Source organism: Nonomuraea guangzhouensis (assembly GCF_019396345.1).
Taxonomy (GTDB): Bacteria; Actinomycetota; Actinomycetes; order Streptosporangiales; family Streptosporangiaceae; genus Nonomuraea; species Nonomuraea guangzhouensis.
Window position 1 is genome coordinate 183,852 of record NZ_JAHKRM010000001.1, and the last position, 23,747, is coordinate 207,598.

The window sequence follows — 23,747 nt, forward strand, 5'->3', positions numbered from 1 at the left end:
GGGATCTCCTGAACGCGCGAAAGGTGAGCACTCCTGAATGCGCGAAGGTGGGAGCTCGTAGGCGCGCGAGGCGATGACCTCCCAGGTGCGCGAAGGTGGGAGCTCGTAGGCGCGCGAGGGGGCGACCTCCCAGGTCACCGCGCAGCGGCGACCCTCCTGGTCAGCGAGGGGTGCGGCCGGGCCACAGCTCGGCGACCGTCTCCGGATCGAGGAGCGGGCGGGTGAACACTTCCCCGGACGCCTTGTCGATCACAATGCAGCCCCCGCCGACCGTGTCGGGCAGGGTGGCCGGGTCATCGGGGTCCAGCTCCCGCACCCAAGCGACATATCCCTCATTGAAGCCATGAATCCCCACCGAGACGGAGTCATCCGCCCGCCGCACCCCATTGAAGTACTCCTCAGCCAGCGCCCTGGCCTGGTCCAGATTCATGCCGGCTGCCCCTGCCTGTCGACGATCACACAGAACACCCCGGTCACCGTCGTATAAGGCGGTTCGACAGCCATGTGCCCCCGCTGGGCGTCGATCCAGATCACCTCGCCCCCCGAGTTGACCGCGTTCCACGCATGGGACCCGCCACCCGGCCAACGCACCACGATCACGGCACCCGCGCCATGCCCCGCCTCGACCAGCCGCCGCGCCACCATCGGATAAGCGTGCCGCCCCTGCCCCAAGTACTGGAACCGCTGCCCCACCCACCGCTCGATCCGCGCCGTACCCCCGACCTCACCGGTGACCAGCGGCCTGCCGATCCGGTCGTAATCCGGCCACCTCGGCGCCGCAGCAGCAGGCTCACCATGCCAGGTGGACAACACGGCCAGCGCGCAGTCGGCGGCGTTGGACGCCCGGAACGGGTCATCGGCCGGCCCACCACCGTTGATCAGCCTCACCCAGGTCCCACGCGGATCGGGAAACCGTGTACCGAGCGGGATCGCCATCGCCAGGTCATGCTCCACCTGCGAGTCGGGTTTCGCCAGCCCCCCAGGCACACCGTAGGGCCGATAACCGGCCAACCTCGGCGGCCGTTGGATCCGGTCGAACCAGTCCCCCTCAACGCCCTCCTGCCGCCCAGCCGCCCCAACCCCGGTCCCCCACTGCCCAGCCGCCGTCGCACCGGCTCCATGCCGACTGGCCGCCGTCGTACCCGCCGCATGCCACCCCGACGCCGTGGTCCCCGCTCCATGCCACCCCGACGCCGTCGTATCGGCCTCACGCCACCCAGCCGCTGTCGCGCTGGCCTCATGCCACCCAGCCGCCGTCGTACCGGCTCCATGTCGCCTGGCCGACGTGGTACTGGCCCCATGCCACCCCGACGCCGTCGTACCGGTCTCACGCCACCCAGCCGCCGTCGTACCGGCTCCGTGTCGTCTGGCCGCTCTCGCCGCAGCGCCTGGCCTCCTGGCCTCCCCGACCGCGGGTTCCTGCGGTCCCATCGCCGCCATTCCGGGGCCCTGCCGCCCAGTCGCATCCACCCCAGCTCCCCGGAGGCCTGCCGCATCAACCCCCGCCGACCCCGGAGCGACGCCGTCCGGCGAGAGCCCAAGAATGGCCGCCGCCGAAGCCCCGAACGCCCCCGCCCCACCGGCACCACCGGTAGCGCCATCGCCAACGGCCGCACCGCCGCCACCGCCAGTCCCGGCGCCACCTCCCGCCATCCCGCGAGAAGTCCCAGCGCCACCTGCCGCCGTCCCGCAGGCAGCCCCGGCGCCACCCGATCCACCGGCACCACCGGTCGCACCCTCGCCACCAGCCGCACCGCCGCCACCGCCAGCCCCGACGCCACCCCCCGCTATCCCACGAGAAGTCCCAGCACCGCCTGCCGCCGTCCCGCGAGCAACGCCGGCGCCGCCTACCGCCGGTCCACTAGTCGCCGCACCACCTGCATCCCCAGAGCCACCCAGCGTGCCGGCCGCAGCCGACGGGCCGTGACCTGGGGCTGAGCCATCGGCGAGCGCCGACCCACTCCCGAAGGTCGAGCCACGCCGGGAAGCCGGGCCACCAGTGAGCGCCCCGGGAGCCAAGCCGCTCGCAGGCACAGGCCCGTTGGTCAGCCCCGACTCGCCCACTTGCGCCATGCCACCCGGCGCACCACTCGATGCCGCACGCCGGGAGGCCGCAGGCGCCTCGTGGCGGCCGCCCGACAGAACACCCGACTGCGCGGACGCGCCCCCGGCCGACGGCGTGGACGGCTGCCCGCCAGACGACGGAACAGACGGAGCAGACGGAGCACCCGCCTGAACAGCCCACGGCGCAACCGACTGCCCAGCCGACGGACCAGACTCGACCGACGATGTAGGTGGCTGACCGGCAATCAGGGTGGACCCGACCGACGACGTGAGCGGCTGACCGCTCGACGACGTAACAGGCGGAGCACCCGAAGAGGCAGCCCACGGCGCGACAGACCGCGCGGCCGGCTCTCCCGGTGGGCCCGGCCAGCGCGCGGTCGACCGGCCGGGCGATGTGTCCGACGGTGCCGCCGGTGAGGCATCCGGCCGGGTGGCCCACGGCATCACCGAGTGTTCGGGCGGTGGGTGGGCGGGAGAGGACGGGGAGGCGGGTACGTCCGAGTCGGCGGCGCGCTCGTAGTCGCGCCACCTCACCCCGTCACCGACCACGGGGTCGTAGTGCCCCTCGGGAAGGACCCACCGCACGCTGGACTTGCGGTCGCGGAACACGTCCTGCCTCCTGTCATGGCTCGACGACCGATCGTAGAGCGACCGCCGTCCAAAGGAGGGGAAGTCAGCGAGTTTTTGCAGGTACGGCGACCCGCCGTACCTGCACAAACAAGGAGAAGCTCAGGCGACCTTCACCTGGATGGAGTGCCAGCCGCTCGCGCCGTCGGGTGCCGGCGGCGCCTGCTGTTCGGTCTGCGTGTGGCCGGCCGCGTCCGTGGCCCGGACCTCGATCGTGTGCTGGCCGGAGGTGGCGTCCCACTCCAGCGACCACTGCCGCCAGGTGTCCGGGCCCGGCACCTGGGCCAGTTTCGCCTGCCGCCACTCGCCCCGGTCTACGCGTACCTCTACCGCGTCGATCCCGGTGTGCTGCGCCCAGGCCACCCCCGCGATCGCGGTACGGCCGGCCGTCAGCGACGCTCCATCCTTGGGTACGTCGATGCGCGACTCCGTCTTGATGGGCCCCTTGGCGGACCAGCCGCGTGGCGTCCAGTACGCCTCGTCCTGGTCGAACCGCGTCACCTTGAGGTCCACCACCCACTTGGTCGCCGAGACGTACCCGTAGAGGCCCGGCACCACCTGGCGTACCGGGAAGCCGTGTTCGACGGGCAGGACCTGGCCGTTCATCGCGATGGCGAACAGCGCGTCGCGCCCGTCCATCACCACGTCGACCGGGGTTCCGGCGGTGAAGCCGTCGTCGGAGGTGGACAGGAGCATGTCGGCGCCCGGCTGCAGGCCGGCCTCGCGCAGCAGGTCGGCCATTCGGGCGCCCAGCCAGCGGGCGTTGCCGATGTACTCGCCGCCGACCTCGTTGGACACGCAGGTCAGCGTGACGTACTCCTCCGTGAGGGGGCGCTTCAGCAGATCGGCGTACGTGAGCTCGATCGGCCGGTCCACCATCCCGTGGATGCGCAGCTTCCACTGCTGGGGATCGACGCGAGGGACGATGAGTGCGGTGTCGACTCTGTAGAAGTCCCGATTTTTGGTGACGAATGGCGAGAGACCGTTTATCCCGAAATCCACCCCTTGGGGCAGCGGCTTGACCGGAACCGCGGGTTTCGGCAGTGCGACCGCCACTCGGGCGGACTCCGCTTCCTGGCTCCCCCCGAGCAACCGCCCGACCACGGTGGCGACCCCGGCGGCCGCCACACCGCCCGCGACGCCACCGAGCAGCCGCCGCCGGTCGAACGAGTACGGTTCCGCCCCGGCCCTCATCACGGCCGGCCGCTCAGCCTCAGAAGCAGGCTCGCCGGGAGTCGACTCGTCGGACAGGAGGCCGGCAGACGCGGGTGCGGATGACACGGATGCGGGCGCGGCCGAGGTCGCCGGACCCGAATCGGGCGCGCTCGAAGCGGCCGAGCCCCAAGCCGACGCGTCCGAAGACGCATCTGACGAGTCGTAGGAGGCCTCCCCAGCCTCCCCGTACGACTCCCCGACCGCCCGCGCCAGCAACCACGTGAGCGCCCACGCCCCGACACCGACCCCCACCAAGGTCGGCACCACGTCGAACACTCCCGCCCCAGGCCGGGTCATCACCGCCGCGATCCCCACGACGCCGAACGCCCCCAGCCCCACCAGCCCGTACCGGAGCCGACGAAGCGCCAGCACCCCGATGGCCGCGGCCACCACCGCGAGCACCACCAGCACACCCGCGATGAGCACGGTCTTGTCGTTCGAGCCGAAGGTGCTGATGGCGAACTCTTTGAGCCACGCGGGTGTGTTGTCCACGACCACGTTGCCCACCGCCACCACGGGGAAGGCCTTGGGATTCAGCAGCCCGGCGACGAGTTGCGCGACGCCGAGCGCCACGGCCCCGGCCACCACTCCCGCCAGCGCCCCGGCCCAGGCGGGCACCACATTGTTCCTCTGCACGGTTATGACGCTACGCCTCTGGCGGCCGGCGGTTCTTACGCGATGGTTACGTCAGCGGGTGATGAGGTCGCGGACGATCGGGGCGAGGGCGCGGAAGGCGCGGCCCCGGTGGCTGATGGCGTCCTTCTCGTCGGCGGAGAGCTCAGCCGCGGTGCGCGTCTCGCCCTCGGGCACCAGGATGGGGTCGTAGCCGAACCCGTTGGTGCCGCGCGGTGTGGTGACGAGGTGGCCCGCCAGCGTGCCCTCGACCACGCGCGACTCCCCTGACGGCAGCGCCAGCGCGGCCGCGCACGCGAAGTGGGCGGTCAGCTTGTCGGCGGGCACGTCGGAGATCTGCGCCAGCAGCAGGCCGAGGTTGGCCTGGTCGTCACCGTGCCGCCCGGACCAGCGGGCCGAGAACACGCCGGGCATGCCGTTGAGCACGTCGACGCAGAGGCCCGAGTCGTCGGCCACCGCGGGCAGGCCCGAGCCCTGGGCCACGGCGTGCGCCTTGAGCAGGGCGTTCTCCTCGAACGTGACGCCGGTCTCGGCCACCTCGCCGATCGAGGGGAACTCTTCGAGCCCGACGATGTCGAACCCGGTCAGGATCCGGCGCAGCTCAGTGATCTTGCCCGCGTTGCGGGTGGCCAGGACGATCTTCATTTCCCCAGCGCCTCCTGCTGGATCAGCGTGAGCTCCTCGCAGCCGGCGACGGCCAGGTCGAGGAGTTGGTTGAGCGCGCCGCGGTCGAACGGGGCGCCCTCGGCGGTGCCCTGCACCTCGACGAAGCTGCCGGCGCCGGTCATCACGACGTTCATGTCGGTCTCGGCCGCCACGTCCTCGGTGTAGCAGAGGTCGAGCATCGGCACCGAGCCGACCACGCCGACCGAGACGGCGGCCACCGAGTCGACCAGCGGATCGCCGGGGCACATGCGGCGCTCGCGCATCCACGCCACGGCGTCGGCCAGTGCCACGTAGGCGCCGGTGATCGCGGCGGTCCTGGTGCCGCCGTCGGCCTGCAGGACGTCGCAGTCGAGCAGGATGGAGTTTTCGCCCAGGGCCTTGTAGTCGACGCAGGCCCGCAGCGAGCGGCCGATCAGCCGGGAGATCTCGTGCGTACGACCGCCGATCTTCCCGCGGACCGACTCACGGTCGTTGCGGGTGTTGGTGGCGCGCGGCAGCATCGCGTACTCGGCCGTGACCCAGCCCTGGCCGCTCCCCCGGCGCCAGCGCGGCACGCTGTCCTGCACGGACGCCGCGCACAGAACCCGGGTGCCACCGAACTCCACCAGCACCGAGCCTTCGGCATGGGTAATCCATTGCCTGGTAATGGTGATCGGGCGGAGCTGGTCGGGGTTTCGGCCATCCTGTCGCGACATGCAGATCACCCTATCTCCGTGCCGCAACGCTCTTGACCGAATGTGTCCGACACATGGATCCTTACGCAATGACAACGGGGGTGTTGCGAAACCCTGACTTTCTCCGGTTCCTCAGTTCGCACGTGGCCAACGAACTCGGAGCCAACATTTCCCGCGTGGCGCTCCCTTTGGTCGCCGTGCTGGCACTGCACGCCAGTCCGATGGAGGTCGGCGTGCTCTCCGCGCTGCAGACCGCGGCGTTCCTGGCGATCGGCCTGCCCGCGGGCGTCTGGGTGGACCGGCTGCGCCGGCGCCGCGTGATGCTGACCTCCGACCTGGTCCGATGCCTGCTGCTGGCGAGCATCCCGGTCAGCGAGGCTCTCGGCCTGTTATCGGTCGGCATGCTGTACGTGGTCGCGCTGCTGGCCGGCATGGCCCAGGTATTCAACGACGTCGCCGACCAGACCTACCTGCCGGAGTTGGTGAGCAAGGACGGTCTGAGCGACGGCAACTCCAAGCTCGAGTTCGTCCGGTCTGGCGGCGCACTCGCCGGTCCCAGCCTGGGCGGCGCGCTCGTGCAGCTGGTCGGGGCCTCACGCACGATGCTGGCCACCGCTGTGGCCGCGTTGGGCTCGGTGCTCTTCCTGAGCGCCATCAAGGCCCCCGACAAGCCACCGGTCTCCGGGGAACGACCGCGGATGTTCCCCGGTATCGCTGAGGGGCTCGGGTTCGTCTGGCGCGACCGGCTGCTGCGGACGATCGTCGCCACGACCGCGGCGACGAACCTGAGTCTCAGCGCTGTGGTCAGCCTGTCCGTGCTGTTCCTGGCGAACGTGGTCCGCCTGCCGGCCGGCCTGATCGGCGTCCTGCTCATGTCCGGCGCGGTCGGCGGGCTGCTCGGCGGTCTCACCGGGAGCCGGTTGTTCGGCAGGTACGGCACGGCCAGGATGACCTGGGTGGCCATCACCGTCACCTCACCCTTCGGCCTGCTGCTCCCCATGACGCAGGCTGGCTGGCGGATCTCCTTCTTCGCGATCGCCTCGATAGCGCTCTCGTGGGGCGCGATCATCTACAACATCGGGCAGCTCACCTATCGGCAGACCGTCACGCCGGAGGGGATGCTGGGGCGGGTCAACGCGTCGGTCCGGTTCATCGTCTGGGGCACGATGCCGCTGGGCGCGTTGCTCGGCGGCATCGTGGCTCAGCAGATCGGCGTGCGGGAGGCACTCTGGGTGTTCATGGGGGCGCGGCTGGTCTCGTTCCTGCCGCTGATGTTCTCGCCGCTGCCGCGTCTGCGCGACTTCTCCCAGGTTCAGGCCAAGTCTTGACGTGCTCCCCGCCCGGAAGATGAAGAGGCGGGGATTCCCGTGCTGCTCACGCAGCAGCTTATGCCGCGTAAGCAGCACGAACTGTGGAACGGGATGCTTGACGCTTCACCGACCCGCCTACCGGCAAGTCTCCACGTCCTGTCACCGCCCGTCCGGCGGCCTCGTTGTACCGATGAATCCAGGAAGCGATCTCACGGCCAGCTTGGTTATCGCTTGCCAGTTCGATCACGGGAACCTTACCGTACGTGATTGAGACCTCGCAAGCCGTTCCGATCGCTCAGGCCAAGTCGTAGACGGCCCCGCTGCGGGCCAGGTCGATCGGGCCGCCGTAGCCGCCCCGGCAGGCGTCGTCCATGATCTGCAGCTGGTCGTGCCAGGGCACGAGGTGCGTGAGCACCAGCCTGCCCACTCCGGCCTTGGCGGCGTGCTCGGCGGCCTGACGGCCCGACATGTGCAGGTCGGCCGGCATCCCCGGCTGGTCGAGGAACGATGACTCACACAGCATCAGGTCGACGCCCGCGGCCAGCCGCACGAGCTCGGCGGACTCACCGGTGTCGCCCGAGTAGGCGAGGCTCCGGCCGCCGTGCGTGACGCGGAAGCCGTACGCCTCGACCGGGTGGTTGACCTGACCGGCGACGAGGGTGAACGGCCCGACCTCGAAGGGGCCCGGGGTCAGCGGGATGAAGTCGAAGGCGGTCTCCAGGCCCGGCTCGTCCGGCATGCCGTAGGCCGCGGCCAGGCGGCGTGGCGCGTCGGCGGGCGCGTGGACGGGCACTCGGGGGTAGGGCGCGGCCGGCCCGTACGTACGGGCCACGTGGTACGCGCACATGTCGAGGCAGTGGTCGGCATGCAGGTGGCTCAAGCAGATGGCGTCGACGTCGTAGAGCCCGATATACCGCTGAAGCACTCCCAGGGACCCGTGGCCGAAGTCGAGGAGCAGCCTGAACCCCTCGGCCTCGACCAGATAACAGGACGAAGGGCTGTCGGGGCCTGGAAAGCTACCCGAACAGCCGATGATGGTCACCTTCATGTGGGCCTCCCGTTTGAGGTAGTACCCCCCACTGGCGTGACTTCGACCGCGTCGATCTCCGGGCCGAGGAAGCGTCGCCCGAGCTGGGCGAAGAGCAAGGAGTCGCCTGTGGCGCGGAAGCGGTGCCGGGGGGTGGCCTCGCTTCCTGCCGCCATGTCACGGTCGTGCAGGATGCGGTAGACGTCCTTGGCCGTCTCGTCGGCGCTGGAGACGAGCGTCACCCCGTCACCGGCGACATAGGAGATCGCGCCGGTGAGCAGCGGGTAGTGGGTGCAGCCGAGGATGAGCGTGTCGCACCCGGCCGCCCTGATGGGGTCCAGGTAGTCGCGCACGACCTCGATGAGCTCCTCGCTCGCCGTCTCTCCGCGTTCGACGTACTCCACCAGGCGTGGGGCGGCCACGCCGGTGAGCTGTACGTCGGGAGCCGCGGTGAAGGCGTCGTGATAGGCCATGGACTCGATGGTCGCCCTGGTGGCGATCACACCGACCCTGCCGGTGCGGGTGGCACGCACCGCGCGCCGGGTCGCGGGCTGGATCACCTCGACGACCGGCACGTCGTAACGCTCGCGCGCGTCGCGCAGCACGGCGGCACTGGCGCTGTTGCACGCGATCACGAGCATCTTGACGTCGTTCGCGACGAGGTGGTCCATCACCTCCAGCGCGTAGGCGCGAACCTCTGCGATGCGTTTCGGCCCGTACGGCTGACGGGCCGTGTCGGCCACATAGGTGATGGACTCATGGGGGAGCTGATCGATGATCGCCCTGGCGACCGTCAGCCCGCCCACCCCGCTGTCGAAGATCCCGATACTCGTGTCCGGCACCTTTAAGAGGGTAGGCGACCTGCGACATCTTCACTGCGTAAGAATGCTCACAGCCCGCGTGTCACCTACGCCCCACCCGGGCGAGCTGACGGCACTGGGCGACCAGCCGGCCTTGGGAGTCCCAGGCCTCGACCTCCTCGTCGAACCAGCCGTCGGAGACGAGCCGGCCGCTGCCGATCAGGGTGAGCCAGCCGGGGGCGGGCAGCGCCCGCAGGTGCCAGGTGAGGTCCACGGTGGGCGCCCAGCCCCGCGCTCCGGCCGAGAACACGACGGGCGGCAGCGAGTCCACCGCCAGGGCGAGCACGTACGGGTCGGGGTCCTGGGGCTCCGCCATCCTGAAGTACGCCCTGGACTCGGGCCGGCCGCTGGGCTCGCCGGTCAGCCAGCCGATCGTGGGCGGGTCGAAGAGCATCTCCATCTGGGCGTTGAGCGTCATGTTCGACTCGGGCCTGGGGTCGGGCAGCTTGGCGCAGTCTTCCGGCCGCGGCATGACATATCCCGGTTTATCGGTGTACATCGGCTCGACGTCGCCGAGCGTGGCCGTGGTGATCAGGCTCTCGATCTGCGCCACACCGTCCTGGACGAGCGTCGCCCGAGTGAAGGCCGCCGTTCTGCCCGCCTTGAGCTGCTCGATCCGGACCCGCGCGGGACCGGGCACGGGCGACTTGAGAAACTGGGCGGACGTGCTCACCGGATGCTCGAACGGCGACGCGTCCACGACCGCGCGCAGGATCACCGCCAGCAGATAGCCGCCGTTGAGCGGGCCGCCGATCACGTAGCCGGGGTCGAGGCAGACGTCGTAGGTGCTCTCGTCGACCCGGATCGCCTGCGTGGCCTCATCGAACTTGGTCATCGCCCTGCCTCAGGTACGGAACTATATTCTAGTAACCCTACATCAGCCCGGCAAAGCACCAACTCTCAGGCGTCTAAGTACATTGCAAGCGACCGTCTAGCAACATCAGCTACTTTCTTTGTGGTCAAAAGTCCACATTGTGAGTTGAGTGATGTCTGCTAATAATCCCCCGAGTGGCCAGGATCCTAATCGGACCACGGCGTACCGCTGGAACCAGGAGCAGCAGCCCGGGAATCCGCCGGACCAGCCGTATCCTCCGCAGCAGTCCTACCAGCAGCCCCAGTACGGCCAGCAGGCCCCCTCAGGTCAGCAGGCCCCCTACGGGCAGCAGGCGTCCTATGGCCAGCAGCCCCAGTACGGGCAGCAGCAGCCCACCTACGGGCAGCAGTCTTATGGTCAGCAACAACAGCCCCAGTACGGGCAGCAGCAGCCGTCCTACGGCCAGCAGCCCTCATTTGGGCAGCAGCCCCAGTACGGCCAGCAGGACCCGTACGGCCAGACCGCTTGGCAGCAGCAGGGCCCCGAGGGCTTCGGCCCCGCCGAGCCCACCAAGAAGGGCCGCAAGGGTTGGATCATCGCCATCGCCTCGGCGCTGGCCGTTGTCCTGCTCGGCGGTGGCGCGGTGTGGGCGGTCGGCGCGATCGGCGGCGGCGGCACGCAACCGCACGAGGTGCTTCCCGCCAACTCGATCGCCTATGTACGCCTCGACCTGGACCCGGCGGCCAACCAGAAGGTCGCCCTGTTCCAGATCGCCAGGAAGTTCACCGTCACCAAGGACACCTTCAAGGGCGAGGACCCGCGCCAGGCGCTGTTCGACCTGGCCCAGGACTCCGGCATGTCCAAGGTCGACTTCGCCAAGGACGTCGACCCCTGGCTGGGCAGCAGGATCGGCCTGGCCGTCGTCCCGTCGGGCGGCAAGGAGCCGGACTTCGCCGTGGCCGTCCAGGTCAAGGACGAGGCGCAGGCCAAGGCCGGCATCACCAAGCTGATGGGCAAGGAGAAGTTCGGCCTGTCCTTCCGTGACGACTACGCGCTGGTGACCTCCAGCCAGACGCTGGCCGACAAGTACGCCGCCGACACCACCAGCCTCGCCGACAACGCCGACTTCAACGACGACGTGAACGCGATCGGCGAGCAGGGTGTGCTGTCCTACTGGGCGCACCTCGGCAAGGTCGGCGAGCTGGCGGTGACCGACAAGTCGAGCGAGGAGGCCAAGGCGCTCGAGCAGGTCAAGAACGCCAGGTTCGCCGGAGCGCTCCGCTTCGACAGCGCTTACGCCGAGCTGGCCGGTGTCGTCCGCGGCGCCGAGGGCATGGTCGAGGGCGACCTGGAGCCCGCCAAGCTGTCCGCGCTGCCCGCCTCCACCGCTGGCGCGTTGTCCTACTCGGGCCTCGACCAGATCATCACCAAGAAGTGGGCCGAGATCGAGCAGTCCATCGCGGCGACGCCCGCGGGGGCCCAGTTCAAGCAGTTCGTCGACCAGGCCAAGCAGACCTACGGCCTGCAGCTGCCCGACGACCTGGCCACAGTCCTCGGCAAGAACCTGACCCTCGCGGTCGACGCCCAGGGCCTGGACAGCGACAAGATCAAGGCCGGCGTCCGCATCACGACCGACCCGGCCAAGGCGCAGGCCGTGTACGACAAGATCCAGAAGGCCATGTCGTCCAGTGGCCAGCCCACTCCCCAGCTCGCCAAGATCGCGGGTGACGGCACGTTCACCGTCGCCACCAGCGACGAGTACGCCAAGGCATTGGCCGCCGAGGGCACGCTGGGTGAGAGCCAGACCTTCAAGGACGCCGTCCCGGACGCCGACGAGGCCACCTATGCCTTGTTCGTGGACCTGGACAAGGTCGAGAAGTACTATCTGCCGAGCATGGAGGGCGACGAGAAGGCCAACGCCCAGGTGCTGCGGGCGGTCGGCCTGAGCGGCAAGCAGACGGCCAACGAGGCCAGCTTCTCGCTGCGGGTGCTGTTCAACTAGAGCAAAGGTGGCCGCCCCTCAGGGGGCGGCCACTGTCACGCCCAGAGCTGGCCTTCGAGGCGGTGCTCGGCTTCGTCCAGGGTGCCTTCGTAGGCTCCTGTGGACAGGTATTTCCAGCCGCCGTCGGCGACCACGAAGACGACGTCGGCGCTCTCCCCCGCCTTCACCGCCTTGGCGGCCATGCCCAGGGCGGCGTGCAACGCCGCCCCCGTGGACACGCCGGCGAAGATCCCCTCCGCGGCGAGCAGTTCCCGCGTACGGCGCAGCGCGTCGGCCGACCCCACCGAGAACCGCGTGGTCAGCACGGACTCGTCGTAGAGCTCGGGGATGAACCCCTCGTCCACGTTGCGCAGCCCGTAGACCAGCTCGCCGTAACGCGGCTCGGCGGCCACGATCCGCACACCTGGCACGCGCTCGCGCAGGAACCGCCCCACCCCCATGAGCGTCCCCGTCGTGCCGAGCCCGGCGACGAAGTGGGTCACGCCGGGCAGGTCCTCAAGGATCTCCGGCCCCGTCGACTCATAGTGGGAGCGCCAGTTGGCCGGGTTGCCGTACTGGTAGAGCATCACCCAGTCCGGATGTTCGGCCGCGAGCCCCTTGGCCACTCGTACGGCCTCGTTGGAGCCGCCCGCCGCGGCCGACGAGATGATCTCCGCGCCCCACATGCGCAGCAGCTGGCGGCGCTCCTCGGAGGTGTTCTCCGGCATTACGCAGATCAGCTTGTAGCCCTTGAGCTTGGCCGACATCGCCAGCGAGATGCCGGTGTTGCCGCTGGTGGGCTCCAGGATCGTGCAGCCGGGCGTGAGCAGCCCGTCCTTCTCGGCCTGCTCGACCATCCACAGCGCGGGCCGGTCCTTGATCGAACCGGTCGGGTTGCGGTCCTCGAGCTTGGCCCAGAGCCGTACGTCGGCCGACGGCGAGAGCCGGGGAAGGCCGACGAGGGGCGTGCGGCCGACCGAGTCGATCAGCGATTCGAAACGCATGTCACCCGCCGGCGACAGCGGGCAGCACGGTCACCGTGTCACCGTCGGACACCGGCGTGCCGAGGCCGCCGAGGAAGCGCACGTCCTCGTCGTTCACGTACACGTTGACGAAGCGGCGCAGGCTCCCCTGGTCGATCAGGCGGGCCTTGAGTCCGGGATGCGCGGACTCCAGGTTGCTGATCAGCTCGTCGAGGGTGGCGCCCTCGGCGTCGACGGCTTTGGCGCCGTCGGTATAGGTACGAAGGATGGTCGGAATGCGAACCTCGATAGCCATCGCGGTCAGTCTCCTCGGGTCAGGTCGTCGTCCCATCGGCAGCAACACCGACGGCTGAACACGGATTCCTGATCAGCGACAGTCGTAGACGACGACAGCCGGGGTATGCGCGAAGAGGTAGCTCTGCACCGGCCTGACCATCATGGGAGAAATCTTACCTCTTCCTCCGTTATCACTCCGTCGAGGATGCGGTAGGAGCGGAACTCCGTCTCGTCCGCGTCCCTGGTGGAGACCAGGACGTAGTGGGCGTCCGGCTCGGAGGCGTAGGTCACGTCGGTGCGCGACGGGTAGGCCTCGGTCGCCGTGTGGGAGTGGTAGATCACAACGGGCACTTCGTCGCGGTCGTCCATGTCACGCCAGACGCGCAGCTGCTCCATCGAGTCGAAGCGGTAGAAGGTGGGCGAGCGCTCGGCGTTCTCCATCGGGACGAACCGCTCGGGCACGCCGTCCCGTCCCGCGATCACGCCGCATGCCTCGTCGGGGTGGTCGGCCCGCGCATGGGCGACGATCTGGTCAACCAGTTCCTGCGCGATCGTCAGCATGTCCCGGAAATTACCAGAGGGCCCGGACCAGGGTGTCCTGCAGGTAGGTCAGCCAGTCGTAGGTGACGTAGGCCGGGTAGCGGGGGTCGTCCTCGGACATGGTGGCGATCTCGTCGTGGATCTCCTCGGTCACCTCGAGCTTGGTGCCGAGGGCCAGCCGTACGTCGTTGAGCGCGCGCAGCCACGCCTGGGCCTGCTCGGGCGTGAGCTCGCTACGCCCAGGTCTGGCGCTGTCGAGCATGGTCTGCGCGTCGGCGCGCTTGCCGTCGCGCAGCGTCGCCTCGGTGTAGCGGCGGAACTCCGCCGCCTCCTCCGCGTCGTCGTAGGCCGAGGGGAACAGGCGGGCGAGCACCGGGTCGGACGGCGCCAGCCCGGCTCCGATGCCGAGTGCCCGCTCCAGCGGGTCGTCCCCGGTCTCGCCGGGCGCCACCAATCCGAGCACCTGGGTGACCAGCGAGCGCAGGATCGACACCTCCGCCGCCTCGAACTTCGCGATGACGCCGCCGCCGTCCCGCGTCGAGAACCCCGAGTTCACGTGTGCCGCCTCACTTCACCGAATCCGGCTGGACCGTCGCCCACAGGCCGTAGGAGTGGAGAATCTGCACATCGCGCTCCATCTCCTCCCGGGTGCCGCTGGACACGACGGCCTTGCCTTTCTTGTGCACGTCCATCATGAGTTTCTCGGCCTTCTCCTTGGAGTAGCCGAACACCGTCTGGAAAACGTACGTCACGTAGGACATGAGGTTGACCGGGTCGTTCCAGACGATCGTCACCCACGGCAGATCGGGCCGGACGTCCGTTGACGGACGCTCGACGGCCATTGGCGCAGTGCTCCCCACATCCCCCATCCTGCCCTACCCCGGCCGTAGTCTTCGAGTCGTGGGTATGACCATGAGCACCGCGTTGCTCACAGATCACTATGAACTGACGATGCTCCAGGCGGCGCTGCGGAGCGGCGCCGCCCATCGGCGGGCGGTTTTCGAGGTGTTCGCCCGGCATCTGCCGGGCGGACGGCGATACGGGGTTGTCGCCGGGACGGGACGTGTCCTGGACGAGCTGGAAGACTTCCGTTTCCGTGACGAGGAGCTGTCCTACCTGCGGGAGAAGCAGGTGGTCGACGAACCGACCCTCGCCTTCCTCGCCGACTACCGCTTCTCCGGCGACGTGTACGGCTACCGCGAGGGCGACGTCTACTTCCCCGCCTCCCCGATCATGGTGGTGGAAGGCACGTTCGCCGAGGCCGTACTCCTCGAGACTTTGACGCTCTCCATCCTCAATCATGACTGCGCCATCGCCTCGGCCGCCTCCCGGATGACGAACGCGGCGGGCAACCGCCCGATCATCGAGATGGGCTCGCGCCGCACCCACGAGTGGTCCGCCGTGGCGGCCGCCCGCGCCGCCTACATCGCCGGCTTCGCCTCCACCTCCAACCTGATGGCGGGGAAGATCTACGGCGTTCCGACGGCCGGTACGGCGGCGCACGCGTTCACGCTGCTGCACGACACCGAGCGGGCGGCGTTCGAAGCCCAGATCGCCGCGCTCGGCCCGGAGACCACGCTGCTGATCGACACCTACGAGGTGCCCGAGGCGGTCCGCACGGCGGTCGAGCTGGCGGGCGCCAAGCTGGGCGCGGTGCGGATCGACTCCGGCGACCTGGCGGCGGCCGCGCAGGAGGTACGCGAGCAGCTCGACGCGCTCGGCGCGTTCAACACCCGCATCGTGGTCACCTCCGACCTGGACGAGTACGCCATCGCCGCGCTGGCCGCCGCCCCCGTCGACGGCTACGGTGTGGGCACCTCGCTGGTGACGGGCTCGGGCGTGCCCACGGCCGCGCTGGTCTACAAGATGGTGGCGCGCGAGACCTCGGCGGGCGTCATGGAGCCGGTGGCCAAGCGGTCGGTCGGCAAGCCGTCGCGCGGCGGCCGCAAGGAGCCCTACCGCCTGTTCGACGAGAGCGGGCACGCCGAGACCGAGCTGATCACCACGTCGGGGCCGGCGCCGGAGGGCGGCGTACCGCTGCTGCACCAGCTCGTGCGGGACGGCGAGGTCATCGGCAGGGAGCCGCTCGGCGCGGCCCGCGAGCGGCACGCCAGGACCATCGCGGGCCTCCCCCAGGAGGCGCTGCATCTGGGCCGGGGGTACGCGGCGATCGCCACGGAGTTCGCCTGACGTATGGTGCTTCCTATGGGGAGCGCGCTGATCATCGTCGATGTGCAGAACGACTTCTGTGAGGGCGGCAGCCTGCCCGTGGCGGGCGGATCCGAGGTGGCCGCCGCGATCACCCGTTACGTGGCCGATCACGGCTACGACCATGTGGTGGCCACCCGCGACTATCACGTCAGCCCGGGCGACCACTTCTCCGAGGCCCCCGACTACGTGACGACCTGGCCGGCGCACTGCGTCGCGGGCACGCCGGGCGCGGACTTCCACCCGGCCTTCGACGTCTCGGCGGTCGAGGAGGTCTTCTCCAAGGGCGCGCACGCCGCCGCCTACAGCGGGTTCGAGGGCGCCTCCGGTGACGAGGTGTCGCTGGCCGACTGGCTGGCCGAGCGCGGGGTGAGCGAGGTGGACGTGGTGGGGATCGCCACGGACCACTGCGTGCGCGCCACGGCGCTCGACGCGGTCGCGCACGGCCTGGCCGTACGCGTGCTGCTCGACCTCACGGCGGGGGTGGCGCGGCAGACCACGGACATCGCGCTGTCGGAGCTGAGTGCCGCCGGCGCCGTCCTGCAGGGCACGCCGTCCGTGGCCTGACCCTCGACCACGAGGAGTACGCGGTGCGCGACGCTGCGGTCATGTGATATCCAAGAGGGCGAATGCTCTCCGAACATGCGCCGCCACGGAGAGCGATGCGATGTCGTCCTCATGTGTGAGGTTCCCCATGCTCACCTTCTCGCTCGGCCTGGCCTGGCTGCTGCTCGCCCCGCTCAGCCTCTGGGTGCTCGTCCGCGGGCGCAACCCGGCCAGGGCCGGGGCCGTGCTGACGCTGGTGCTGCTGGAGGCGGCCACGGTGGCGATGACCACCGAGGAGCGGGAGGCCGCGGTCGTCGCCCATGACGTGCCGCCGCCCAGCGTGTTCTCGATGGGCTGCGCGGAGCACGCGCCGGTGCCCGAGACGGCACGGCTGAGCGGCCCGCGCGACGATCTCACGCTGTCCTGGGCGGCCGCGCCCGACGAGTGCGCGACGGCGCAGGTCACGCTCCGCCCCGAAGGCCGCAGGCTGCGCGTCTGGGTCCGCGAAGGGCCGGTCCGCGAGGAAGGCAAAGGGGTGCGTACGGTGTCCGTACACGTCGCCCACGGAGCCGCCTCGCTGCGGGTGCCGCTCGACCCGCCCGCCGCCGCGCGTCTGCGCCCGGTCGACGGCCGCACCGGGCGCCCCATCCCCCGGCCGACGACTCCTACGAGATGACCGAACCCTGCCGCAGCGCGTCGTCCAGGTCGGTGTAGACCTCGAACGCGTGCCGCAGCCCCGTGATGAACAGCACCCGCCCCATGACCCCCTGCACCCCGCCGAGCAGCAGCCGGGTCTCCCTGGCCTCGCACCGCTGCAGGATCTCGACGAGCTCGTTCATCCCCACGGAGTCGCAGAAGGTGATCTCCCGCAGATCCAGGATCAGGAAGGGTTTCGCCGGGAGTGCCCAGATGCGCGCCATGTGCTCGCGGAAGGCCGGCACCGCGGAGGCGTCGAGATCGCCGCTCAGCCGGGTGATGATGGCGTTTCCCGAGAGGCCAGAAGTGACGACGAACGCCGATTTTCCCGTGCCCCCAGATGACATGGGTGAAGTCCTTCTGTGTTTCCCAAGGCAGCCATCGTCTGGTGTTGCCGGTTCCGGTGGTTGTCTAACGATAGGCCACGGCGGTGTGACCAAACGCGTAGAGGGGGCCAGAGCATGACGATCTCTGGATCGGCGTCCGGCGTGGCCATGAGCAGGCTCTTCGCTGCCGTGTCCTAACCGTGACACTTCTCGGGGTCCACGGCCACCGGAACGCCAAGATTGCGGTCGGCCGCCCGGCTGATGAAACCGGGCGGCTCGGCTAGCGTCGCTGGGTGGCCCACTGGCGGATCTTGTCGATCCGCTCCTGGATCTCGGCGGCGGTGGCCTGGGCGATGGGCGGCCCACCGCAGGCCCGGCGAAGGTCCGAGTGGATGACGCCGTGGGGCTGGCCGGTGCGGTGGTTCCAGGCGCCCACGAGGCCGTTGAGCTCGCGCCGGAGCTCGGCGATCTGCTCGTGCGGCGCCAGCGCGGGCGGGGCGCTCTCGGTCTTCTTGGCCCTGGCGGCCTGCTGGTCCGACTGCCGCTTGCGCAGCAGCGTGGCCACCTGGTCGGGCTCCAGCAGGCCGGGCAGCCCGAGGAAGTCCTCCTCCTCGGCCGAGCCGACCTCCGCGCCGGTGCCGAACTCGCCGCCGTCGAACAGCACGCGGTCGAACGTCGCCGACGTCTCCATCATCTCGAACGGCAACTCGTCCCCGAGGACGTCCGGATTGTCCTTCTTCCTGTTGGCGTCCTCCAGCAGGCTGTCGTCCAGCCCGTCCTCCGGCGGACGGCGGTTGAGCACGTGGTCGCGCTCCAGCTCCATCTCGTTGGCCAGGCCCATGAGGGTCGGCACCGAGGGCAGGAACACCGAGGCCATCTCACCGCGCTTGCGGGCCCGCACGAAGCGGCCCACCGCCTGGGCGAAGAACAGCGGCGTGGAGGTCGACGTGGCGTAGACCCCCACACACAGCCGCGGGATGTCGACGCCTTCGGACACCATCCGGACCGCCACCAGCCAGCGATCACCGGACGCGGCGAACTGCTTGATCTTGTTGGAGGCGCCCGGGTCGTCGGAGAGCACGACGGTGGCGCCCTCACCGGAGATGTTGCGCAGGTGGCGGGCGTAGGCGCGGGCCGCCTCGTGGTCGGTCGCGATGACCAGGCCACCGGCGTCGGGAACACCGCGGCGCACCTCTGTCAGCCGCCGGTCGGCGGCCTCCATGACCTGGCGGATCCAGTCGCCCTTGGGGTCGAGCGCGGCGCGCCAGGCCTGGGAGAGCTGGTCCTTGGTGAGCGGCGTGCCCAGCGTGGCGGCGAGCTCGTCGCCCGCGCGGGTGCGCCACTTCATCTCGCCGGAGTAGGCCAGGAAGATGACCGGCCGGACGACCCCGTCGTCGAGGGCCGGGCCGTAGCCGTAGGAGAAGTCGGAGACGCTGCGCTTGAGCCCCTCGGTGTCCTCCTCGTAGCCGACGAACGGGATCGGGTTGTCGTCGGACCTGAACGGCGTGCCGGTCAGCTGCAGCCTGCGGACTGCGGGCTCGAACGCCTCGCGGATGCCGTCGCCCCACGACTTGGCGTCGCCCGCGTGGTGGATCTCGTCGAAGATGACGAGCGTCTTGCGGGCCTCCGTGCGCGCCCGGTGCAGGGCGGGGTGCATGGCGACCTGCGCGTACGTCACGGCCACGCCGAGATAGTCGCGGGAGGTGGCGCCCTGGCTGTTCTTGAACTCGGGGTCGATGCCGATGCCGACCTTGCTCGCGGCGTCGGCCCACTGGCGCTTGAGGTGCTCGGTGGGGGTGACGATGGTGATCGCCCTGATCACCCCGTTGGCGAGCAGCTCGCTGGCGATGCGCAGGGCATAGGTCGTCTTGCCCGCGCCCGGCGTCGCCACGGTGAGGAAGTCACGCGGCTCGCGCCTGAAATACAGGTCGAACGCCTGCTGCTGCCAGGCGCGCAGCTTTGGGGCGGTGCCCCATGCGGCGCGGTCGGGGTAGGAAGGCGAAAGATGGGATGCGGCGAAGGAGCTCACCGCATCACCTCTGGGGTTCGTGTGCTTCGCTGTCTCACAGTGACCCAAGAGTAATCGGGCCCACCGACAAGACGTGCCGTGCACCGTGGATCCTGGCCAAGCTCATCCTCGCGTGCTAAGGGGCGTACGGGGCTTATCGCACACTCGACATCAGCGCGTCGAGTGCCTGCTTTCGGGTGGTTTCTTCGGGTTGGAGCAGCCCGACCAGCAGTACTGCCTTGCCGCCCCGGTTGAGGAGTGTGACACGTAGGTAGGCGGGTCTGTTCACCACATCCTGGTATTGCGCTCGTAGCGCACGCGTGTGTCCCTGAGGGAGTGCTTTGTCCTCGACGACATCGACCTTGTCACCTTTGAGCAGGAGCCTGGAGTACAGCTCCGCCGCGTCCTTGGTGGCCTTTGTCACATCGGCCACCGGATCGGGGACCGGCCTGGCCATGACGAGCGCGCCGTCGCTCCTGGCGACCGAGGTGAATCCGGTCACAGGCGGCACCGCGCCCTCCTGCCACCCGGCCGGCAGCGTGATCGTCACGCCGGCCAGCGAGTCGGTCAACCGCGCCGTCGCGGGTTTCGGGACGGCGATCCGCAGCACGACCATGACCAGCGCCGCGACCAGCCCGGCGGCCAGGAGCAGCGCGATCACCGCCTCGGCCGGCCGCCCCCACCGCCGTACCGACACCCGCCTCGACAGGCCTGGATCGGCGGGCGCCCCGTAGTGACGGGCGGACGGGGGCAGCGACTCCCACGGCACCTGCGGGTCGCCGTCGTCCCGGTCAAGGCCCCGCTCGGTGGTGCGCCGCGGCCGTGGATTCCACAGATCCTCCGGTTCGTCCCGCTCACCACCCTCCGGGCCGCTCCTCCCGTGCCACGAGAACCCGTCATCACCACCCGCGGAGCCGCGCCGCAACCGTCCGAACCGAGTCACGGGATCTCGCCCGCTCACGGAGTCTCTGCTGCTCCCGGGATCTTGCCCGGCCACGGGGTCTCGTCCGCTGCCGGGATCTCGCCCGGCCACGGAGTCTCGTCCGGTTACAGGGTCTCGCCCGCTCCCGGGATCTCGCCCGACCACGGAGCCTCGCCCACTCACGGGAGCTCGCCGGGTCAGGGCCTCTCGAAGCGCTTGGCCGGGGTCGTCGTCGACGGCCGTGGGCTCGCGCTGCGCGGGCCTGGACGGCCGCGCCCCCTCGTCCCGCCGCCCACCCCGCGGATACGGATCCCCGCCCCTGCGAACCCGCCTCGGCGCCGCCTCAGCCGGAGGCTCAGGCGGGTCGGAAGGCTCAGGCGGGTCGGGAAGTGTCCGGCGGTGCCTGGCTCCAGAACTCGGCGGCCACACGCGGCGATCGTCCTCCATGACACCTCCTGTCCGCTGTCCTATCACTCCTTCTCGCGCGGATCCGGCGTTCCGTGATCGCTGTGACAGGAGGGACAGGAAACGCTCGTCAATCGGAGCGGGTACGGGAGGCGAGGAGAGTAGCGGCCAGGGCGATGGCCGACATCAGACAGCAGATGACCACGAAGCCGCGCGCGATCATCCCCGGGCTGTGCCCGATGACGTTGACCAGCGCGCCCCCCGCGCCCACCGCCAGCGCCGATCCCAGCATGTCCGTCACCGAGAGGGCGGCGGAGTTGGCCCCCTGCTCGTTGACCGGCGACTGCTTGAGCGCCGTGACGCTGACCGTGGTCATGCCGATGCCCATCCCGAACCCCGCCACGATCCACGCCGGCACCGCGACCCAGCCGGTGATCCCGGGCAGGACCGACAGCAGCCCGAGCAGCACCCCCGCCATGACGCAGGCGGCCCCCAGCCGGATCCGCCGATACGGCTCGACCGCGCGCCTGCTCTGCAGGTAGGAGCCGGTGGACCAGCCGAGGGCGCCGGTCGTGAGCGCGATGCCCGCCGCCGTGGGGCCGAACTCCTTGACCTGCTGGAGAGCGAGGGGGATGAACGAGTTCACGCCGAAGAAGGCGGCCGAGAACATGCCGCGCATCATGATCGTGGTCGGCAGACCCTGTCCGAAGCGCAGCGCGCCCGGCGGCAGCAGCTTGGACAGGCCATAACCGAGGCAGGCCAGCCCGGCCAGCACCGCGACGGCGCTCGGCACCGGTGAGATGTGCAGCTTGTCCACGCCGTACAGCAGCACGCCCGCCCCACCGGCGGCGGCGGTGGCGGCCACGGTCATCGCGAACGGCCTGGACCGGGCACCCTGCGACGACCCCCCACCCTCGTCGGACGCCGGCTCGTCGGCGCGCTTCTTCAGGGCGGGGACCAACATCACCAGGGCCGGCACCACGAGCGGGATGATCCCGAAGAACACCCACCGCCACCCCCACGCGGATGCCACGAACCCGGCCACGGCCGGGCCCACCATGGCGGGCACCACCCAGGCCGCCGACAGCCCGGCGAATATCTTGGGCCGCAGGGCGGCCGGATAGACCCGGGCGATCATCACGTACACGGCGACGATCGTGCATCCCGCGCCCAGCCCCTGCACGGCCCGCGCGGCCAGGAACAGCACCTTGGTCGCCGCCGCCCCCGCCAGCCCCATCCCGACCACGAACAGCACCACCCCGAGCAGGAACGGCATCGTGTAGCCACGCCGGTCCGACCAGAGCCCGGACACCACGTTCGCGAACAGGCTGGCGATGAGGAAGGCCGAGAAGCTCAGGCCGTAGAGGTCGAGCGCGTCGAGCTGCCGGGAGACGACCGGCATCACCACGCTCACCGACATGCCCTCGAAGGCGATCAGTGTGATCACCAGCAGGATGCCGATGGTCGCCGCCCGGTAGGCCGAACCGAAGATGCGCGGTTGATCGTATGGAGTGTCGAGTGCCTTCGGTGCTGTCACTCACACATCCTAGTTGTGCCGTTATTTCAGGGTGCGGCCAGCAGGCCCCGGCCCCGGTAGACGGCCCACATCTGGTGCATGCGCTTCGCCTGCTCAGGCGTGAACTCCCACATGCACCGGTCATGCGCGTAGTCCATGAAGTTGTGGATGGGATCCCCGCCCAGCTCCGCGCAGGTCTCCTTGGTCTCGGGACAGCCTTCCGTGGGCTTGGCCTCGGGCGGCGTGTCGGCGATGCCGTCGCCCGGGCTGGCGCAGCCGTTCTCGAAGGTGTGGAAGAGGCCGAGCCAGTGGCCGATCTCGTGTACGGCGGTGTAGCCGCGGTCGTAGTTGACCATCGTGCCGCCGGGCAGGCTGCGCCAGTCGATGACCACGCCGTCGAGGGCGGGGCTGTCGTTGTACCAGTAGGGGTAGGCGGAGTAGCCGAGGACGAGGTCGCCCAGTTGGCCGATGTAGAGGTTGAGGGTCTCGGGACCGCCCTTGCGCAGGGCGGTCTTCATGGCGCGCTCGTTGGCGATCGGGTCGACGAACCAGGTGGCGTTCTGCTTGACCGAGATGCCGTCGAGACGGAACCGCACCCCGCTGGGGGCACCGCCCAGCGCACCGCTGTAGGCGGCGTTGAGCGTGTCGATCTGCGCCTTGATGGCCGCGTCCGAGGCCCGCCGGACGCCGTCGGTCAGCACGTGCACCCAGGTGGGAACGGTGACCGCGTCCGGCACCGTCACCCCGGCGAGCCGCTGGTCGAGCTCGGCCAGCACCTGCTGCACGTCCCGCGGCTTGGGCTCCCGCGGCCCCGGCGACCGCGGATCATCCCCCAGCCCCGAGACCGCCGCACTCGACGCGCCATCGCGAGCCGCATCCGGACCACCCGCGCTCGACGCGCCGTCGTGGGCCATTCGGAGACCCACCCCACTCGACGCGCCGCTGTGGGCCGTGCGCGGATCCGCCTCGCGCCGCGCGGCGGGGCAGTCGGCCGCGGCCCAGGCCGTGGCGGCAGGGCGGAGCGGCGGTGTGAGCCCGGCCGCGAGCAGGCATGCCAAAGAGACGGCGGTCGCGCGCCGGGCCATGCAATCCCCCGTTACGGTATGAGTACGTCCGTATGCAGACGGTAGCTCTCCCGTGGGTGATCACATGTGATCAACACTCACTCGTTCTTGTCGTCGCCCCCACCCGACGGCAGCCCCTCGTAGATCTCCTTGCACTCGGGGCACACCGGATATTTCTTGGGATCGCGACTGGGCACCCAGACCTTGCCGCACAGGGCCCGGATCGGAGTGCCGGTGACCATGCTCTCGGTGATCTTGTGCTTGTCCGCGTAGTGCGAGAACCGCTCGTGATCGCCGTCGCCATGCGATGTCCGCGGGGTGGTCTCCTGCTCAGGGAGGATCTTCGTACTCACCCCCCCGAGTCTATGCCCGCCTCCGACCGAGTC

At 70.0% G+C, this 23,747-nt stretch carries 24 protein-coding genes; 5 read left to right on the forward strand and 19 right to left on the reverse strand.

The window, feature by feature from the left end:
• Positions 1 to 160 precede the first annotated feature (160 nt).
• From KME78_RS00825 to rph, 5 genes are all read right to left on the reverse strand, one after another.
• Positions 161 to 430, reverse strand: a complete 270-nt coding sequence (locus tag KME78_RS00825) for an SUKH-4 family immunity protein (protein WP_219526738.1) — start codon at positions 428 to 430, stop codon at positions 161 to 163.
• A complete protein-coding gene (locus tag KME78_RS00830; protein ID WP_308126756.1) occupies positions 427 to 888 on the reverse strand; it encodes a toxin glutamine deamidase domain-containing protein in 462 nt (153 codons plus the stop codon). Before KME78_RS00830 ends, KME78_RS00825 begins: the two co-directional genes overlap by 4 nt.
• 1,905 nt (positions 889 to 2,793) lie before the next feature.
• Positions 2,794 to 4,542 carry a molybdopterin-dependent oxidoreductase gene (locus KME78_RS00835; RefSeq protein ID WP_308126757.1) on the reverse strand — a complete coding sequence of 583 codons (1,749 nt, stop codon included), beginning with the start codon at positions 4,540 to 4,542 and terminating at the stop codon, positions 2,794 to 2,796.
• A gap of 51 nt (positions 4,543 to 4,593) precedes the next feature.
• Positions 4,594 to 5,184: an RdgB/HAM1 family non-canonical purine NTP pyrophosphatase gene (rdgB, locus tag KME78_RS00840; RefSeq protein ID WP_219526739.1), complete on the reverse strand. Its 591-nt coding sequence runs from the start codon at positions 5,182 to 5,184 to the stop codon at positions 4,594 to 4,596.
• Positions 5,181 to 5,900 (reverse strand): ribonuclease PH, encoded by a 720-nt coding sequence (gene rph, locus KME78_RS00845; RefSeq protein ID WP_219526740.1) that lies wholly within the window; start codon positions 5,898 to 5,900, stop codon positions 5,181 to 5,183. Before rph ends, rdgB begins: the two co-directional genes overlap by 4 nt.
• Positions 5,901 to 5,968: 68 nt before the next feature.
• On the opposite strand from rph, the gene KME78_RS00850 reads away from it, so the two are divergent.
• Positions 5,969 to 7,207, forward strand: coding sequence for an MFS transporter (locus tag KME78_RS00850; RefSeq protein ID WP_246650112.1), 1,239 nt, complete (start codon positions 5,969 to 5,971; stop codon positions 7,205 to 7,207).
• Positions 7,208 to 7,484: 277 nt separating this feature from the next.
• Here the strand turns inward: KME78_RS00850 and KME78_RS00855 are convergent, their stop codons facing one another.
• The 3 genes from KME78_RS00855 to KME78_RS00865 form a co-directional block, all read right to left on the reverse strand.
• On the reverse strand, positions 7,485 to 8,237 hold the full coding sequence (locus KME78_RS00855) for an MBL fold metallo-hydrolase (protein ID WP_219526742.1): 753 nt from the start codon (positions 8,235 to 8,237) through the stop codon (positions 7,485 to 7,487).
• The gene (gene murI / locus KME78_RS00860) at positions 8,234 to 9,058 is read right to left on the reverse strand and encodes a glutamate racemase (RefSeq protein ID WP_219526743.1); all 825 of its coding nucleotides are present in this window, start codon (positions 9,056 to 9,058) and stop codon (positions 8,234 to 8,236) included. Before murI ends, KME78_RS00855 begins: the two co-directional genes overlap by 4 nt.
• A gap of 61 nt (positions 9,059 to 9,119) precedes the next feature.
• Positions 9,120 to 9,911: a thioesterase family protein gene (locus tag KME78_RS00865; protein ID WP_219526744.1), complete on the reverse strand. Its 792-nt coding sequence runs from the start codon at positions 9,909 to 9,911 to the stop codon at positions 9,120 to 9,122.
• Positions 9,912 to 10,062: 151 nt separating this feature from the next.
• Here KME78_RS00865 and KME78_RS00870 point away from each other — a divergent pair, with 151 nt between their 5' ends.
• Positions 10,063 to 11,892 carry a DUF3352 domain-containing protein gene (locus KME78_RS00870; RefSeq protein ID WP_219527181.1) on the forward strand — a complete coding sequence of 610 codons (1,830 nt, stop codon included), beginning with the start codon at positions 10,063 to 10,065 and terminating at the stop codon, positions 11,890 to 11,892.
• 35 nt (positions 11,893 to 11,927) lie between these two features.
• Here the strand turns inward: KME78_RS00870 and KME78_RS00875 are convergent, their stop codons facing one another.
• From KME78_RS00875 to clpS, 5 genes are all read right to left on the reverse strand, one after another.
• Positions 11,928 to 12,875 carry a PLP-dependent cysteine synthase family protein gene (locus KME78_RS00875; RefSeq protein ID WP_219526745.1) on the reverse strand — a complete coding sequence of 316 codons (948 nt, stop codon included), beginning with the start codon at positions 12,873 to 12,875 and terminating at the stop codon, positions 11,928 to 11,930.
• A 1-nt stretch (position 12,876) separates the two neighbouring features.
• Positions 12,877 to 13,149 (reverse strand): MoaD/ThiS family protein, encoded by a 273-nt coding sequence (locus KME78_RS00880; protein WP_219526746.1) that lies wholly within the window; start codon positions 13,147 to 13,149, stop codon positions 12,877 to 12,879.
• 140 nt (positions 13,150 to 13,289) lie between these two features.
• Entirely contained in the window at positions 13,290 to 13,691 is a 402-nt protein-coding gene (locus KME78_RS00885) for a M67 family metallopeptidase (protein ID WP_219526747.1), read from the reverse strand.
• 10 nt (positions 13,692 to 13,701) lie between these two features.
• Entirely contained in the window at positions 13,702 to 14,226 is a 525-nt protein-coding gene (locus KME78_RS00890; protein WP_219526748.1) for a DUF2017 domain-containing protein, read from the reverse strand.
• 10 nt (positions 14,227 to 14,236) lie between these two features.
• On the reverse strand, positions 14,237 to 14,512 hold the full coding sequence (gene clpS / locus KME78_RS00895) for an ATP-dependent Clp protease adapter ClpS (RefSeq protein ID WP_372454859.1): 276 nt from the start codon (positions 14,510 to 14,512) through the stop codon (positions 14,237 to 14,239).
• Between the two features lie 64 nt (positions 14,513 to 14,576).
• On the opposite strand from clpS, the gene KME78_RS00900 reads away from it, so the two are divergent.
• The 3 genes from KME78_RS00900 (at position 14,577) to KME78_RS00910 (ending at position 17,100) form a co-directional block, all read left to right on the forward strand.
• Positions 14,577 to 15,860, forward strand: coding sequence for a nicotinate phosphoribosyltransferase (locus KME78_RS00900; RefSeq protein WP_219526750.1), 1,284 nt, complete (start codon positions 14,577 to 14,579; stop codon positions 15,858 to 15,860).
• 15 nt (positions 15,861 to 15,875) lie between these two features.
• Positions 15,876 to 16,445: a nicotinamidase gene (locus KME78_RS00905; protein ID WP_219526751.1), complete on the forward strand. Its 570-nt coding sequence runs from the start codon at positions 15,876 to 15,878 to the stop codon at positions 16,443 to 16,445.
• Positions 16,446 to 16,572: 127 nt separating this feature from the next.
• Entirely contained in the window at positions 16,573 to 17,100 is a 528-nt protein-coding gene (locus tag KME78_RS00910; RefSeq protein ID WP_219526752.1) for a hypothetical protein, read from the forward strand.
• On the opposite strand, the gene KME78_RS00915 is transcribed toward KME78_RS00910, so the two are convergent.
• The 6 genes from KME78_RS00915 to KME78_RS00940 all read right to left on the reverse strand — a co-directional run bounded on the left by KME78_RS00915 (position 17,090) and on the right by KME78_RS00940 (position 23,714).
• The gene (locus tag KME78_RS00915; protein ID WP_219526753.1) at positions 17,090 to 17,467 is read right to left on the reverse strand and encodes an STAS domain-containing protein; all 378 of its coding nucleotides are present in this window, start codon (positions 17,465 to 17,467) and stop codon (positions 17,090 to 17,092) included. The genes KME78_RS00910 and KME78_RS00915 overlap by 11 nt on opposite strands.
• A 259-nt stretch (positions 17,468 to 17,726) precedes the next feature.
• Positions 17,727 to 19,475 (reverse strand): DEAD/DEAH box helicase, encoded by a 1,749-nt coding sequence (locus KME78_RS00920; RefSeq protein ID WP_219526754.1) that lies wholly within the window; start codon positions 19,473 to 19,475, stop codon positions 17,727 to 17,729.
• 133 nt (positions 19,476 to 19,608) lie between these two features.
• Positions 19,609 to 20,397: a hypothetical protein gene (locus KME78_RS00925; RefSeq protein ID WP_219526755.1), complete on the reverse strand. Its 789-nt coding sequence runs from the start codon at positions 20,395 to 20,397 to the stop codon at positions 19,609 to 19,611.
• A 514-nt stretch (positions 20,398 to 20,911) separates the two neighbouring features.
• On the reverse strand, positions 20,912 to 22,318 hold the full coding sequence (locus tag KME78_RS00930; protein WP_219526756.1) for an MFS transporter: 1,407 nt from the start codon (positions 22,316 to 22,318) through the stop codon (positions 20,912 to 20,914).
• Between the two features lie 26 nt (positions 22,319 to 22,344).
• Positions 22,345 to 23,382 (reverse strand): zinc metalloprotease, encoded by a 1,038-nt coding sequence (locus tag KME78_RS00935; protein ID WP_219526757.1) that lies wholly within the window; start codon positions 23,380 to 23,382, stop codon positions 22,345 to 22,347.
• Between the two features lie 77 nt (positions 23,383 to 23,459).
• Positions 23,460 to 23,714, reverse strand: a complete 255-nt coding sequence (locus KME78_RS00940) for a DUF3039 domain-containing protein (RefSeq protein WP_219526758.1) — start codon at positions 23,712 to 23,714, stop codon at positions 23,460 to 23,462.
• Between the last annotated feature and the right edge of the window lie 33 nt (positions 23,715 to 23,747).

Excerpts from the sequence above, each read along its gene's own strand:
- KME78_RS00825 (WP_219526738.1), bottom strand. The coding sequence starts at position 430 with ATGAATCTGGACCAGGCCAGGGCGCTGGCTGAGGAGTACTTCAATGGG.
- rdgB (WP_219526739.1), bottom strand. The coding sequence starts at position 5,184 with ATGAAGATCGTCCTGGCCACCCGCAACGCGGGCAAGATCACTGAGCTG.
- rph (WP_219526740.1), bottom strand. The coding sequence starts at position 5,900 with ATGTCGCGACAGGATGGCCGAAACCCCGACCAGCTCCGCCCGATCACC.
- KME78_RS00850 (WP_246650112.1), top strand. The coding sequence starts at position 5,969 with ATGACAACGGGGGTGTTGCGAAACCCTGACTTTCTCCGGTTCCTCAGT.
- KME78_RS00855 (WP_219526742.1), bottom strand. The coding sequence starts at position 8,237 with ATGAAGGTGACCATCATCGGCTGTTCGGGTAGCTTTCCAGGCCCCGAC.
- KME78_RS00865 (WP_219526744.1), bottom strand. The coding sequence starts at position 9,911 with ATGACCAAGTTCGATGAGGCCACGCAGGCGATCCGGGTCGACGAGAGC.
- KME78_RS00870 (WP_219527181.1), top strand. The coding sequence starts at position 10,063 with ATGTCTGCTAATAATCCCCCGAGTGGCCAGGATCCTAATCGGACCACG.
- KME78_RS00875 (WP_219526745.1), bottom strand. The coding sequence starts at position 12,875 with ATGCGTTTCGAATCGCTGATCGACTCGGTCGGCCGCACGCCCCTCGTC.
- KME78_RS00880 (WP_219526746.1), bottom strand. The coding sequence starts at position 13,149 with ATGGCTATCGAGGTTCGCATTCCGACCATCCTTCGTACCTATACCGAC.
- KME78_RS00885 (WP_219526747.1), bottom strand. The coding sequence starts at position 13,691 with ATGCTGACGATCGCGCAGGAACTGGTTGACCAGATCGTCGCCCATGCG.
- clpS (WP_372454859.1), bottom strand. The coding sequence starts at position 14,512 with ATGGCCGTCGAGCGTCCGTCAACGGACGTCCGGCCCGATCTGCCGTGG.
- KME78_RS00900 (WP_219526750.1), top strand. The coding sequence starts at position 14,577 with ATGACCATGAGCACCGCGTTGCTCACAGATCACTATGAACTGACGATG.
- KME78_RS00905 (WP_219526751.1), top strand. The coding sequence starts at position 15,876 with ATGGGGAGCGCGCTGATCATCGTCGATGTGCAGAACGACTTCTGTGAG.
- KME78_RS00910 (WP_219526752.1), top strand. The coding sequence starts at position 16,573 with ATGCTCACCTTCTCGCTCGGCCTGGCCTGGCTGCTGCTCGCCCCGCTC.
- KME78_RS00915 (WP_219526753.1), bottom strand. The coding sequence starts at position 17,467 with ATGTCATCTGGGGGCACGGGAAAATCGGCGTTCGTCGTCACTTCTGGC.
- KME78_RS00935 (WP_219526757.1), bottom strand. The coding sequence starts at position 23,382 with ATGGCCCGGCGCGCGACCGCCGTCTCTTTGGCATGCCTGCTCGCGGCC.